We start from the raw sequence: 13,697 nt of genomic DNA on the forward strand, positions 1-13,697 counted from the left end.
TCATTAATAAGAACGCAACACACTAAACTAATGTGTTACAATCTTAGAAAGAGAAAAAAGGAGTTTGACGACTTGGAAGGGGTGCACTCGGTCAGTCACAAAGAAGTTGAGAAGATTTCTTTCTCCCAAGGCTCAACCAATGCCCTAACGGTTGCCTGCATCGCGGGGGGTGGTGGCGGTGGCGCAATGGGAGCACTTCTAGCTGGCATCACTCCAATTTGGTCGATTGACTTTGATCCCAATAAGCCGGAACTAAGCTTTGCCTTAGCCGATAGCTACAAAAAAAATTTCAACTGTCCTGTTATTCGTCAAACGGTTCAAGAAGTAGCAGCTAGGGGATTTACTGACTTACCTCGCCCGGACTTTCTCCTAATTACCCTTTCGTGTTCACATTTTGCTGCCTGTCGCAGTCACGGGGTAGCTGAAGATGAGAGCGACATTAGCGCCGCATCAGCTTCTAGCCAAGCCATCACAGAGCTGCAACCATTGGGTGTGGTGATAGAGAATGTTCCCTTGTGGAAAGAGAGTAACTCCTACTCGTTCTTGATTCATACGTTAGAGTGCAGTGGGTATGAGTATACGGTCGAAATCCTAAAGGCTTCTGATTATGGAGTGCCACAAGAGCGAGAACGTCTGATTATTCGTGCCTTGAAAGGTACCAGCGTGCCACCGATGATAGCGCCCACTCCGGCACCTTCTTGGTATGAGGCGATCGCCGACTTAATTAGGGAGTTACCGCAGTGCGACTTGCTACCTGATCAAAAAAAAGTAGTAGAAGCCTTGTTAGACACTGGAGAAGCAGTGCTTGTCGAACGCACCGGCTACCGCAACTCGAAGCCCAAAGTCCGCCTTTCTTCCCAACCCTGTTTCACTATCAAAGCGGCCATTGGGACAGATGGGAAACGCAGTAATCGCAACAAGTGCCTCAATATTGTACTTCCAGGTGGAGATGTCAGAAGGTTAACAGCCCGTGCGATCGCAAGACTTCAATCCTTCCCCGATGATTACAAGCTTCCCAATCAGATGAAGGATGCCGGGCCTCTGCTTGGCTTAGCTATACCGCCGTTGTTGGCAAAAGCGATTTTTTTGAGCTTGAGCGGTGCTGTAAGGGAAATGAAGCAGGATTGGGCATCAGACTTAACCCTTGCCACGACTAAAATTAACCGGACAGATCTGGAAATTGGGGAAGATGGGGAAGATTTTCCTCCCCAATCTCCCAGCCTACGGCTCGCTACGCTAACAACTCCCTTACCTTCTCCATTTCATCAATGTGTCGTTGATCCAGAACTAGAGTCTTTAATTTCCCCCTTATCTGAGGAGCAGTACAAGGCATTAGAAGCTAGCATCTTGAGTGAGGGCTGTCGAGACCCGATTGTTTTCTGGAAAGAGAAAGGAGTCATTATTGACGGACATCACCGCTTTTCGATTTGTCGCCGCAATAAGAAAGACTTTCAGAGAATCGAACTATCCTTCCCCGACAAAGAAGGCGTTAAGGCTTGGATGGCAGAAAACCAGCTACTAATGCGCCGCAACGCCAACGACCCAACCACCTGGTATCTTAGGGGGGTTTGGTATGAGGCTCATCAGGGTACTCATGGCGGTGATCGCAAATCCCAATCAAAACCTCACGATGAGGTTTTGATCTCTCCGAGTAAAAGTACGTCACAACTCGGAGCTGAAAAATTTGGGGTTTCGCCTGCGACTATCGACAGGGATGCCCAGTACAAAAGGGCGATAGATGCGCTTACCCGCCTTGGGGGAGGACAAATCCGAACTCTCCTTCTTAATGGAGAGACCGAACTCAAAAAAGCTAAAGTGATTGCTTTAGGCAAACAAGCACGCCATCAACCAGAAACTGTTGCACTCAAGCTTGGCAGAGTTCTCCGCCTTCCAAGAAATCCTAACCAAGACAACTCTCCCCTAGATAGGACTTTGGGTACCAACGATTCTCAAGGCTTGATAGAGGAACCAACAGAATCTCATAGTGGTTTAGATCGAGCTCATCACCTTAAACTTTCTCCAGGAGGACTGGTAGAAATTGATGCACCTTCCAGGAAATTTATTCATGGGCATTATGGTCGGATAGAGAGCGTTGGTGAAAAAAACGCCCAAGTATGGGTCAGGAGCGCAATCGAAAACTGTGTGAAACTGCATAGTTTACGACATCGACAACTAACTCCCGTTCTCCTGGAAAAAGAGCATGAACTCAAAGAGGTGTGCGATCGCGTAGCTCGCCTTGAGAAGCAAGGAAGCTTAGATCCTTTTGAGCGGGATCTCCTGTGGCTATTATCGCGAGAGGTTGCCCATAACCCTACACAACTGGGCTATCTAAACCTGATTGAAGCGAAGTATCTACCCCCAAGTGGTTCAAATGCATCAAAGGCTAGAGAGCCGATAGTAACCTCCCCAGTTGTACAAGTAATTGAACTGCCATTTCTGCCACCCACTTTAAATGAAATAATTGATACGGCTAGAAACGATATATCTGTCGTAGCTAGACAAAAGCGAGAGTGGACTGTCGTAGTCGCTAATGCCTGCTGTGGTTCTCATCAGTTTAAGGGACAGGTAAACATTGACTATCTCTGGCAAGTCAAAAATAATAGACGAGACCCGGACAATATTTGGGCGAGGACTAAGTTTATTAATGATGGTTTAGTTGCCGCGAAGATTATTAATAATGGTTCTTTGGAAGTGATCGTTTCTGTTTCTCATCGTCACGAAAAGTCTGATTCTGAGGGGGTGACAATTACTATTACTGAAATCAAATAATGGCGAAGGTATTAACTTATTAATTTCATGTTTTAGCTCTGTATTAACAAGAGATTCGCCTCAATCTCCTGATATAAAGAATCTTTTAATAACAATAAAGCTATCTCAAAGATGAAAAGATTCGACTCAAGTGGTTCGACTCTTCTTTTGGTGCAAAAGGTAATTTGTCAAGGACTATTGTGTAAGCCTGTTGTCGCAACAGGAAAAGCTGGTGTTATCAGAGATACAGAGGCATTGTTGGATCTAGAACTGACTTGGAAGCTAGCCGGGTAGAACGTTCAGCAGCTCTTCTTTTGAGTCGAAATCTTCACTCTGCGAGCGCTCAACAAAAGTCCGGTCAAGCTCGTCCACTCAGATTGAGAGGAATCAGTTGCGACAACCGATCTCTGACACGAACAATCACATGACATCCATTTCTAGCTTCAGTATCACTCAAGTCCCCCTGCTCAACCTACTACAGGATATTAAATCGGGCAAAATCCAGGTTGCAGACTTTCAGCGTTCTTGGTGCTGGAATGAGGAGCGAATCACACGGTTGCTCGCCAGTATCTCCCTCGGCTTCCCTGTGGGAGCAATTATGCTCGTTGAGCAAAGCTACTCAGATGTAAAGTTTAGACCGCGCTTGGTTGAAGGAGTGAACCTAGAGCATCCGCCCGTCCCAACCGCTTTAATTTTGGACGGACTGCAACGCCTCACCAGTCTATTCATGTCGTTGCTCTGTGACCAACCCGTGCGGATTGACAGAGGCAAGCGTTACCCACCAGAGAAACACTGGTACTACATCAAGATTGCCGAAGCCCTCAAATACCCCCCCAACAAGCGCCACGAGGCGATCATGGGCTTCAGTATTGATGAAGCGCTCTACCGAGATGGAGAAATTTTAGTTGACTCCCAGACGCGGGAAATAGAAGCTGATCTCAGTTTATTTCCACTGTTCCAGGTTTTTAACTTCCCTGAATGGCGATCGCACTACTGCAAGTATCAGCACAACAACCCCCAAAAATTAGCAATGATTGACGAGTTTGAGGCAACCGTCATCAAGAACTTCGAGCAGTATCAGATGGGGGTGTTCCTCTTGAGCGCCGAACTGCCTAAAGAGTCTATCTATTACATTTTCGAGGAAAACAACAAACGTCACAGCCAAGCGACAGAATTTGATTGGTTGACCGCTTCCTTTGCTGCCAAGGGTTTCGACTTGCGCTCAGATTGGATAGCCAGAGAAAAGCGATTGAATTCTCATCCAGTTTTGCGCTACTTAAGGGCAACAGATTTTCTACAGGCGATCGCATTGATGGCTAACCATACGCAACGAGCACAAGTGCCGTCGCCTAGAAGTCATCCCCAAGAGCTAGCGAAAGTAGCGCGTAGTCGGGATGTATTGCATTTGGACTTGGCGGAATATCAGCAAGGGATGGAACCTCTCAGTTTGGCGTTTGAGCAAGTGGCTCATTTTCTGCGTAACCAAGCCATCTACGAGCCGAACGATCTTCCTTATCCCATGCAGCTTGTGGTCATGGCTCCTTTGTTCACGATTTTAGGAGAGCCAGTGAAGCTCAATTGGGTGTACCAACGCTTAAAACAGTGGTTTTACTGCGCGATCATATCGGGGAGTTATTCACGTTTACGGGAAGCGACTGCCACGAAGGATTTGCTCGAAGTCCCTCAATGGATAAATGGTGGCGAGGTGCCCTCAACTGTAACAGAAGCGCATCTGTCGGCACAACAGTTGCAAAGTATCGTCAATGCAGGCAGCCCGATTTACAGAACGCTGACGGCTTTCTTAAGATGTGATGTGGCATTGGATTTTCTCACGGGTGAACCAATTCCTCGGAGTCTTCGCTCTGACCCGAAGATAGAGAACCACCACATCTTCCCCCAACAGTGGTGCAAACAACAAGGGATTCCCTCCTCACGGTACAACAGCATCATCAATAGGACACCCCTAACAGCCCAGACGAATAACTGGCTAGGGGGAGTAGCGCCATCCGAGTACCTGATCTATTTGGAAGGACACGGAATGTCGGAGCAAAGGATTGAGGAGATTTTGCGATCACACCTGATTGACCCGGCAACTTTGTATAACGATGATTTTGATGCCTTTTTTGAAGCAAGAACGCAAGCGATATTAGCAAGATTTGGGAGAGCGATGGGTAAGGATGAGCTTGGGGACAATCAAGCTCCCAGGTGAAGGATACTGGAAACTAACCAAGAAGAGGGAGGTGTGATCGCTGCCCAATCTCCGATTTTTCATGCCACAGCAAGGAAGGCGATCGCCACTCAGACTTCGTGAGCTGGGAAATAGAAGTTCAAAAACTTTTGGGATCGGGATTAGCCGGGTTGGGATGCGATCGCGTTCCCGCTTGATGAGTGCGATCGCGTTGCTTACCACTCCCCTAACTTCTCGACTCAAGCCGGCACTCGCAAGACCTTCCGTTAATATTAACGGAAGGTCTAAGAATTTCAAAAAGTCGTGGCACAGTCGGGGAAGGCGATCGCCTAAAAACTCATAGACCCCGAACTCAGGATTTAAAACTGGGCTAAGCATACCACAAAGGAAGTATCGTCCGTGCGGTGATACTGGGGTAAAACATTTCCATGACTTCTGGCTCGCCTCCTTCTTGATCCTTTGTCGCTGGCTCCAAGATCGAAGAGTCTTGGCGGTTTGTTAATCGTAGAGACGAACTACACGCGATCGCATCCGAAGCAAGACAAATCCTGCCTCTATCTGCATAGCCTCTAAACTCCCAGAGATAGAGTGCAATAGTAGGGATTAGAGTAGAGGCAATTTTCAAGGCATCATCTGATCGAGAACAGCTTTTACCCTCTTGTACAGTGAATTGCTTTCTTATGCACACGGCGATTCGTTCAGATACATCTAGATGGAAAAGCTTGGCTAGCACTTGCCTACTTGTTGCTGCTTGGCTGTATGCAAACCGGTCAGAACTCGAATGGCTTTTTGAGTCCTTCAGGTATGCATCACCTCTCAATCTGATGCTGGCAGCACTTGTAGGAGGAGTTTTGCTGGTGCAGCTAGTGCGCGTTAACCTCATAGGACAGGGTAACGTCCAGCGATCGCACTTTATGGTGTCCGCCACTCCAAACCTGCGACCTTATCCTCTCTTCCTGATGCTGGGTTCAGGGGTTAGTGCGATCACTCTCCGATGGCTGATAGATATCGAACAAATCAACGTGTTCTTATTCGCACTCGGCACTTACGGGTTATGCGGTCTGTTCCTAACTCCAGACCTTTGGCGTAAAGGATTACCCGTTGCGGTCTTAGTTGCGTTGATTGTGCCCTTCAGCGCTCAGTTTGGCAGTGGACTCGGTTTCCCCGTTCGGGTTATGACCGCTCAAGCGGTGGAACAGGTGCTTGCAGCTTGGCACGTCTCAGCCATCTCGTCTCACGACATCATCATTTTAGAAAACGGCATCGCCCATATAGATCTGCCGTGCAGTGGTCTCAAAAGCTTATGGACGGGAACACTCTTTTTATTAGCCACTACCTGGTTAGAACATCGTCAGTTTGGGATGCGTTGGCTGCTGGTGTGGGCTTTGAGCCTGTTGCTACTCGTTTGGGCAAATACACTGCGCGTGCTGCTTCTAGTGCTGATGACTCAGGTCTGGCAGCAGCCCCAAATCGCCGAAATCCTGCACGTACCTTTGGGGGTGATCGGTTTTGTCGGTGCCTGTGCCTTAACGTGGTTGCTGCTGCAAAAAGTGCCCAAGCATTCGCGGCAAATCGATGGAGAGGATAAGAGTACAGAAGTCGCTCAAAAGGGAAATCGAAAATTGGTTGGGCTTGTTGCTGTCGTCATGGCGATCGCCCTGCTTTCTCAACTGCGACCCCCACAGGTAAATCAAAACGTGATCGCTCCCATCCAATGGCCGGAGCGGATGCTATCTGAACCTGTCCCCTTGACCCAAGCCGAACAACGCTTTTTTGACAATTCGGCTAACCCCATCGTCCAAAAACAGCGGTTTGTCTTGTCTCATCTTTCTGGCTCAATCTTGACCGTCACGACCACATCTTGGCACGCCCACCATCCACCGGAGTTGTGTTTTGTGGGCAATGGCTTAAAGGTAGAACGAATGGAGCGCAAGCAACTGACTCCGGAGGTACAAGCACGCTGGTTATCGTTGCAAGAGGGTAAGCTGTCTGCTACCTACTGGTTTCAATCCCCTAAGCAGACCACCGACGACTTTTTATCGCGCATCTGGAGCTATGTCGTTTACAAAAACAAAACTTGGGTGCTGGTTTCCATCCTCTTTGATAATTCCTACACCCCGGAAAGCTCCGAAATTCAAGGTTTTACTGCCACTGTGCATAAAGCGATCGCTCGTAGCGTTAATGGAGGTTAGTAATCGATAATTAGGGCTTTTGACTCATCCTCACCCCACTCAAAACAATGAAACGACTGCTTCCTATCGGTTGTCACGCCATCTTTTGGATCTGGAATTTTACCTTTCTAACGGTTGTCTATATTGGAATTTTGCCTGTCGTTGGCCTTCCCTTAATTGAGGCGACATTTACGGGCTTGATTCCGATTGAATTCTTCTTGACGCTTGTGGGTCTAATCGCTGTGCCAACGGCTTGTACTTGTACAGGGCTGGCTATCTCACATCTGCGTCAAAAACCTTTAGAGTTAATGCGTCTATTTTACGGCGTAGAAGCTCCCCTGTTTCTCCTGTGCCTGATCCGCTTGTTCTTATTACGAGAACTCACACCGGCTAGCAACCTAATTGTGAGTACGGTCGTGGTGTGTATCCTGGCATTTAGTGTAGAAATGTTGCGGGGCTACGCTGAACGGAAAAAAGTCGTGGCATGGCTACAGCTTATCTGTCACAGCTTCATGCTGTTAGTCGGTGTTTATGTGGGAATAGTGTTGCTATTTTATGCCGTACCGGCTGCCGCTGTCCTTGTGAAGGAATTCTTCAAATTTGAGTGGGTAGAAGGCTTGTGGTTGTCAATCCGATATAGCGGGTTAAGTGCTTTCTGGTGGCTACCAATATTTTTACTTTTGTTTGGCTTTACTTCTACCCTCTTTCTTGCCATGCCCTCAGCCTTGACAGCGCTTTACCTTCACTCTGGATATCGGATCTTACGCGCTTTTGCCTCGCAGTATGGACGGAATCGTGCTGTTGTGGGTGCGATCGCCGCCTTGACCGCCTGGATTATACTTTTTACCTCATTCAGCGTACAGCCTCAAGTTCAAGCCTTTGCTCTCCTAAACAAACCCCTACAGAACGACAGCGCCAGAACCGTAGTCTTGGCAAAGTCAGAAGTGATTCGCAAGGGACTAGTTAATGCTTACTTATACCCTTATCGCTATCTCAGCGCCAAACAAGAAAATAATCATATCGAAGCCATGTACAGCAGTGTCTTTGGTCTGCCAAAGTCGCTCTGCCAGTTTTTGCAGAATTGCTACAACCAGTTGATGTCACCGTTCTTATATAACGGCTCCCAATCCGATACCGAAAAAGCCGAAACGCTTTACGAGGAGTTCTTTGACACACCGATTCAAAAAGCCGAACAGCCGACTATTCAACATGCCCTCCAATCTACCTTTAATCAAGCAGAAGTTAAGGCAGGATTGCTGAATATTAATCAGGAGTTGGTCTGGCTTGCCCAGCAACAAGTTACCGTGAAGCCACAGGGCGATTGGGCTGAAGTAGAGCTTTACGAGGTGTACGAAAACCAGACACCGGAACAGCAAGAAATTTTCTATTACTTTTCTTTGCCAGAAAGTGCAGCCCTTACAGGAGTACGGCTCGGTAACAGCGACAAGCGAGGCGAGCGCTATCCGTTTGTCGTTTCCCCCCGTGGCGCAGCTCAACAAGTCTACAACCAAGAAGTCCAGCAACGTGTCGATCCGGCGTTGCTCGAACAAGTTGGGCCGCGACTTTATCGCCTCAGAGCGTTTCCAATTCCTCCCCAATTATTGTCATGGCAGCGATCGCAAGGAGAGCAGCAGCAAAATATGCATCTGTGGTTGACTTACAACGTCATGCGACAAGAGAAGGGTTGGGCGCTGCCTCAGTTAGGCGAGAAGCGGAACATCTTTTGGAATAAGAAGACTCAGCGCCTTCGCAACGGAAACGTCGTAAAAAATCATCAAGATGGCTGGTTGGAATCATTTTTGCCAGCTTCCGAACCGTATCAGCCGACCGTGCATCAGGTTAACTTCCCGGATGGCTATAGCATCTCAGCTAAACCACTAACGAATCAAGATTACTCCTTACCTCAAGGCAAGCGGGTTGCGCTCGTTCTTGATACTTCGCGCAGCATGGCAGCACACCATAAGGAGCTAACTGAAACATTTAGTTGGTTGAAACAACAAGGTTTTGCGGACAACAGCTTGGCTAATAATGATGCCGATGTTTACATCACGGACTCGGCAAATGCTCAACCGAAACGCCTTGACGACCTCCGCCGCTTTCAACCGGAGAAGATGACGTTCTACGGCTCACTCCAATTCAAGGAGATGTTGCAGCAGTTTGCCCAGTTGCGAGGCGATACACCTTACGACAGCGTCTTAGTGGTCACTGACCAAGGGACTTATGAGTTGTCCGATGACAAAAAAGATGTGCCAGTAATGTCTGCCCCTTTGTGGATGGTGCATCTAGGAGGACAACTGCCCCCAGCCTACGATGATGGGACATTAAAAGCCATTCAAGATAGTGGTGGGGGAGTGTCTACTGCTATCCCAACGGTCATGCAGCAGTTGGCAACGAAAGAAACATTGGGTTCATCTGCTGTCAGCGTCGCGGATGGATACGCTTGGTTCATGGACAAAGCGACTTCAGAAGCGAACTCGAAAAACGGGTTCGAGTCGCTAGCGGCGCGGCAGTTGGTACTAGGGCTGAGCCAAAGGATGAAGGGAGCGCCAGGGACATCTTTGAAGGAACTTGATGCGATTCATGTGATCGCTAAGAGCTACGATATTGTCACTCCTTATTCATCCATGATCGTGCTGGTCAACGAGCAGCAAAAGCAGGCGCTCAAAGAAGCGGAAGCGAAGAGCGATCGCTTCGAGCGCGAAGTGGAGTCAGGGAAAGAACAGTTGAGCAAGCCGTCGAATCCTCTGACGGTTTCAGGGGTTCCCGAACCTGAAGAATGGATGCTCTTGGGGATAAGTGCGATCGCCCTTATTCTAATCGGCAGGTGCCAGCGAAGAGCTACCAGTTAACTAAGCCAAACGGCATTTGATTAGCATTTTCATTCGGGGAGTCAGAAGCTTTCTGGATTTTGAATTCTGAATTCTGACTCCTCACTAGTGCAACATTCGGAAGTATAGCCCCCGTCGGGCAAGGAGATCGGCATGGGTACCATCCTCGACGATCTCCCCCTCCTGCATCACAAAAATCTGCTCGCAGTCTAGGGCGGTTTCCAGCCGATGCGTGACCAAGATGATGGTTCTCAAGCGGCGTAGACGCTGGAGGGTCTCTATGACCCACTGCTCGTGCTTCAAGTCCAGTGCGTTCGTAGGTTCGTCGAGGATGAGTATAGGAGCCTTAGTGACGAGCGCCCGTGCAATGGCTAGGCGCTGCCGCTGCCCGCCCGAAAGGTTTTGACCGCCCTCAGCGATCAAGGTATCATACTGCTCCGGCAAGGTTTCGATGAACTCGGCTGCCCCGGATTCGACCGCCGCCTCCCGAATCTCGTGGAACAGAGCATCCGGGCGACCGTAGGCGATATTCTCGGCGATCGTTCCGGGGAAGAGTGGGCTGCCTTGCGAGACGAGCGCCATGTGTTTGCGGACATCGGCAAGCTTAAGGGTGCGAAGGTCAACGCCGTCGAGGAGGACGCTCCCCTCTGTCGGGTCATAGAAGCGCGGCAAAAGATTGAGCAGTGTGCTCTTTCCCGTCCCGCTAGGACCCAAAAACGCCACCATCTGACCCGGCTCGATACTAGCATTGATCTTCCGTAAGACGGGTTGCCCACAGTTGTACTCGAAGCTCACCTCGGCAAGGGTTAGTGTGCGGGGATGAACAGAAAGCGATCGCGCGTCAGGCGCGTCTACGATCGCAGGCGGCTCGTCCATGACCGTAAAGATGCGCTCACATGAGGCGACGAACGTCTGGATCTTGGTAGTGAACCCCAACACCCAACCGATTGGGTCCCAGAACTGCGCGAGGTACGCCATGAATACGATCAGATCGCCGAGGGTCAGTCCGTTCGGCACCGGACGCAAGAACTGGTCGCGATAGACCAGGTATCCGCCGTAGCCGAAGATTACCCCGCCTCCCAAGGCGAAGACTACCTGAACCGCGAGCGGATAGAGGTTTTCTTTCCAATGGAGCCGCATGGAGGCACTGACACTCCGCTCGACCACCCGTGCGAAGCGCCGCGACTCCGTTGCTTCTCGACCGAAAGACTGGATCAGCCCGATCAACTCTATCGCTTGCTGCATGGTGGAGGTCATGACCGCATCGGTACGCTTCGACTCGAATGCTCGATGCCTAATCCTTCCCTCAAAGTACCAATTCGCGAGTAACAGAAGCGGAGTGAACGAAAGTGCGAACACGGTGAGAAGGACATGGCGCGACAGCATGATCCAGATCATTGCCGTTAGCGTGACCGATGCAGCAGTGGAGCCGATCAGTGTATCGATCACTCCCCAGGGTCCGAGGCTGTCGTAGCTCAATCGGTAGATCGCGTCGCCCTGTGATCGGGAGCCGTGCCAGCCAAGACTAAGCGCCTGCATTTTGTCGTAGAGTTCGGTGCGAACCCGCAAGGTTCCGTTGTACTGGATGCGGTAGTTCAACATCTTACGGAGCATGAAGACCGTATCGCTCAGAATCCTGATGATCATCGCGACGAACGCCATTCCGAAAATTTGGTTCAGCTTGCCTTCACCGAATGGGGCAAGAAACAGCGTATGAATCCAGTTGGGTTTCGGGGTTGGTGAAAGAACCGTATCGACGAGAATCGCCATCGGCCAGGCGTTGAGAAGGTTGAAAAGCACCGATGCCCCAATCAGAAGCAAGAGCGTGACGATCAGCCATAAGTCTTTGCGGAAGTATGAAATAGACCGGAGGACGATCCGCACCAACCAATGTTGGTTGATTGACCACATCACCATTTTTGGTGAATTTTCCTGGCTCTTCAAACGGGTTTTGAGTGGAAAAGTCATGGATGTGCTGGGTGACTCTAAGCAGGTCAATGATTATCAGTATGCCTTTAGAGACTATTATTGATAGCGCATACTTCTTTAGCTGCACTCTTAAGTGATCGCCTCAGTTAACCCCAATACTCATAGAGCCGGATTTTTGGTTCTATACATTTGGAGGGTGGGGTTTGGTGTGATCGCGTTGCACTACAGCCTTCGGCACCAATAATTTGATTGATTTCTAAAGATCGCGACGGGGGAGTAAATTAACCCGGATGAGAAAACTGCCGAGGCTAAAGCAAGGAGACTCTCCTCCCGTGGTGCAAAATGAAAGCACCACGGGAAGCGTGACAAAACTCGCGATCGCCTCAGTCAACCCAAATACTCATAGATCCCGATTGGGGGGTCGATAGATTTTGAGGGTGGAGTTTTGTGCGATCACTCATTCATGCCCTCCCCACTTCTCCAAGGAAACTTCCTACGCCTCAATCGGCTGCTGACGTTTTGGGAGATCGCACTCTTGCCCAATCAAGAGCGATTCAACAACGACACCGAAGAGCGTCAGCGTTAAAGCCACCCGACAACACCTCGGATTTGAGAAACTGCCAGTTCCCGGTCGATCTGTAGCCGACCTTGACGATCGCCGTATCCGGCTGCTTGTACCAGCGTTGCGACTCATACAGAAGCCACTGGCTGTGATCGCTTCCAAAGTGTAGCGAGTGCGATCAACGACTAGCCATAACTCGTGTTGGCGGTAAGTTTCTTAGGGGAATTTGAGTAGTCCAAGCTCAGCCAAGACACTGAGCTTCATCCGTGATCGCTCCAATCGCTTCATCAATTCAAGAAAGCAGTGAGCTGCTCGTCTCGCATCGTCATGGCTGGGATAACGGTAGCGATCGCACCTAACAACAGGTTACCCCACCTAGACCTTCCGTTAATATTAACGGAAGGTCACAAAAAGTGAGAGTGCCGCTGCTGCAAAAACGTACAAGACACTTCAGGATGAATGACAGATGCTGAGGCTACCCATTTAAGGTTGGGACGGCACGAGAGGTTGTCTGTTGCGATGTCATCAGCGAGCCGGAGTAGCGATCACTCCCACCATGCCCAGAAACGTCATTACCCAACTGAAGTCTGTGTTAACCACTCAACGCCCTCAAGAGACTGCCAAGTTTTGGCGCGATCCAGCGTTGGATAACTTGGAAATGTTACGCGCTACTTATCTGACTCAAACGTTTTCACGGCACACCCATGACGGCTACGCCATTGGTGCGGTCGAAGCAGGAGTTCTGGAATTTACCTACCAAGGTTCTGTTCACCGAGCACCTGCGGGCAGCATTGTTATTATTCATCCTGGAGAAGTTCATACAGGACACACCGGAACCCAAAACGTTTGGACGTACCGGATGCTGTATCCAGAGATTTTACTGGTGCAGAAAGCGGCTACAGAACTGGTTAAGCGATCGCCTACGTTGCCCTATTTTCCCAATCCAGTCATTCAGAATCCGCATTTAGCAGCACAACTGCGACAACTCCACATCCTACTTGAAACATCCACCTCTGTGTTAGAGCGAGAATCCCGCTTTCTTTGGACGCTTGCTCAATTACTCGCGAGGTATGCAGAGTGTCGCTCCCACATTGCACCGTTAGAGAAAGAGCGTCAGATTGTCCAGCGAGTTCAAGACTATCTTATAGCCAACTACATGCATAGTAGACCTCTTGCAAAAATCCATGAATGACCCCTCCCCAGCCCTCCCCTTAGTAAGGGGAGGGGGCAAGATTTGAAGTTTTTCCCCCCTTGATAAGCTATGCATTAGT

At 49.5% G+C, this 13,697-nt stretch carries 10 protein-coding genes; 6 read left to right on the forward strand and 4 right to left on the reverse strand.

Annotated elements, in window-relative coordinates:
- Window positions 1–81 precede the first annotated feature (81 nt).
- From AC5JL3_RS20475 to AC5JL3_RS20485, 3 genes are all read left to right on the forward strand, one after another.
- Window positions 82–2,769: a DNA cytosine methyltransferase gene (locus AC5JL3_RS20475; RefSeq protein ID WP_496076235.1), complete on the forward strand. Its 2,688-nt coding sequence runs from the start codon at window positions 82–84 to the stop codon at window positions 2,767–2,769.
- 111 nt (window positions 2,770–2,880) lie between these two features.
- Window positions 2,881–3,042, forward strand: a complete 162-nt coding sequence (locus AC5JL3_RS20480) for a hypothetical protein (RefSeq protein WP_496076226.1) — start codon at window positions 2,881–2,883, stop codon at window positions 3,040–3,042.
- A gap of 130 nt (window positions 3,043–3,172) precedes the next feature.
- Entirely contained in the window at window positions 3,173–4,957 is a 1,785-nt protein-coding gene (locus AC5JL3_RS20485; protein WP_496076227.1) for a GmrSD restriction endonuclease domain-containing protein, read from the forward strand.
- On the opposite strand, the gene AC5JL3_RS20490 is transcribed toward AC5JL3_RS20485, so the two are convergent.
- Together AC5JL3_RS20490 and AC5JL3_RS20495 are read right to left on the reverse strand one after the other, a co-directional pair.
- Complete coding sequence (locus AC5JL3_RS20490) at window positions 4,895–5,314, reverse strand: hypothetical protein (RefSeq protein WP_496076228.1); 420 nt, start codon at window positions 5,312–5,314, stop codon at window positions 4,895–4,897. The genes AC5JL3_RS20485 and AC5JL3_RS20490 overlap by 63 nt on opposite strands.
- Window positions 5,307–5,561, reverse strand: a complete 255-nt coding sequence (locus tag AC5JL3_RS20495) for a hypothetical protein (protein ID WP_496076229.1) — start codon at window positions 5,559–5,561, stop codon at window positions 5,307–5,309. The genes AC5JL3_RS20490 and AC5JL3_RS20495 overlap by 8 nt, the downstream gene beginning before the upstream one ends.
- Before the next feature lie 55 nt (window positions 5,562–5,616).
- Between AC5JL3_RS20495 and xrtO the strand changes: the two genes are divergently transcribed.
- Window positions 5,617–7,128, forward strand: coding sequence for an exosortase O (xrtO, locus tag AC5JL3_RS20500; RefSeq protein WP_496076230.1), 1,512 nt, complete (start codon window positions 5,617–5,619; stop codon window positions 7,126–7,128).
- A 47-nt stretch (window positions 7,129–7,175) separates the two neighbouring features.
- Window positions 7,176–9,956 carry a TIGR02921 family PEP-CTERM protein gene (locus tag AC5JL3_RS20505; RefSeq protein ID WP_496076231.1) on the forward strand — a complete coding sequence of 927 codons (2,781 nt, stop codon included), beginning with the start codon at window positions 7,176–7,178 and terminating at the stop codon, window positions 9,954–9,956.
- A gap of 84 nt (window positions 9,957–10,040) precedes the next feature.
- On the opposite strand, the gene AC5JL3_RS20510 is transcribed toward AC5JL3_RS20505, so the two are convergent.
- Together AC5JL3_RS20510 and AC5JL3_RS20515 are read right to left on the reverse strand one after the other, a co-directional pair.
- Window positions 10,041–11,903 carry an ABC transporter ATP-binding protein gene (locus tag AC5JL3_RS20510; RefSeq protein ID WP_496076232.1) on the reverse strand — a complete coding sequence of 621 codons (1,863 nt, stop codon included), beginning with the start codon at window positions 11,901–11,903 and terminating at the stop codon, window positions 10,041–10,043.
- A gap of 454 nt (window positions 11,904–12,357) precedes the next feature.
- Window positions 12,358–12,558, reverse strand: coding sequence for a hypothetical protein (locus tag AC5JL3_RS20515; RefSeq protein WP_496076233.1), 201 nt, complete (start codon window positions 12,556–12,558; stop codon window positions 12,358–12,360).
- A 382-nt stretch (window positions 12,559–12,940) separates the two neighbouring features.
- On the opposite strand from AC5JL3_RS20515, the gene AC5JL3_RS20520 reads away from it, so the two are divergent.
- Window positions 12,941–13,618: an AraC family ligand binding domain-containing protein gene (locus AC5JL3_RS20520; protein WP_496076234.1), complete on the forward strand. Its 678-nt coding sequence runs from the start codon at window positions 12,941–12,943 to the stop codon at window positions 13,616–13,618.
- Window positions 13,619–13,697 lie beyond the last annotated feature (79 nt).

The organism is Symplocastrum torsivum, from assembly GCF_059505465.1.

Coding starts and splice junctions, on each gene's coding strand:
- AC5JL3_RS20480 (WP_496076226.1), top strand. CDS start 2,881: ATGAAAAGATTCGACTCAAGTGGTTCGACTCTTCTTTTGGTGCAAAAG.
- AC5JL3_RS20485 (WP_496076227.1), top strand. CDS start 3,173: ATGACATCCATTTCTAGCTTCAGTATCACTCAAGTCCCCCTGCTCAAC.
- AC5JL3_RS20490 (WP_496076228.1), bottom strand. CDS start 5,314: ATGCTTAGCCCAGTTTTAAATCCTGAGTTCGGGGTCTATGAGTTTTTA.
- xrtO (WP_496076230.1), top strand. CDS start 5,617: ATGCACACGGCGATTCGTTCAGATACATCTAGATGGAAAAGCTTGGCT.
- AC5JL3_RS20505 (WP_496076231.1), top strand. CDS start 7,176: ATGAAACGACTGCTTCCTATCGGTTGTCACGCCATCTTTTGGATCTGG.
- AC5JL3_RS20510 (WP_496076232.1), bottom strand. CDS start 11,903: ATGACTTTTCCACTCAAAACCCGTTTGAAGAGCCAGGAAAATTCACCA.
- AC5JL3_RS20515 (WP_496076233.1), bottom strand. CDS start 12,558: ATGAGTCGCAACGCTGGTACAAGCAGCCGGATACGGCGATCGTCAAGG.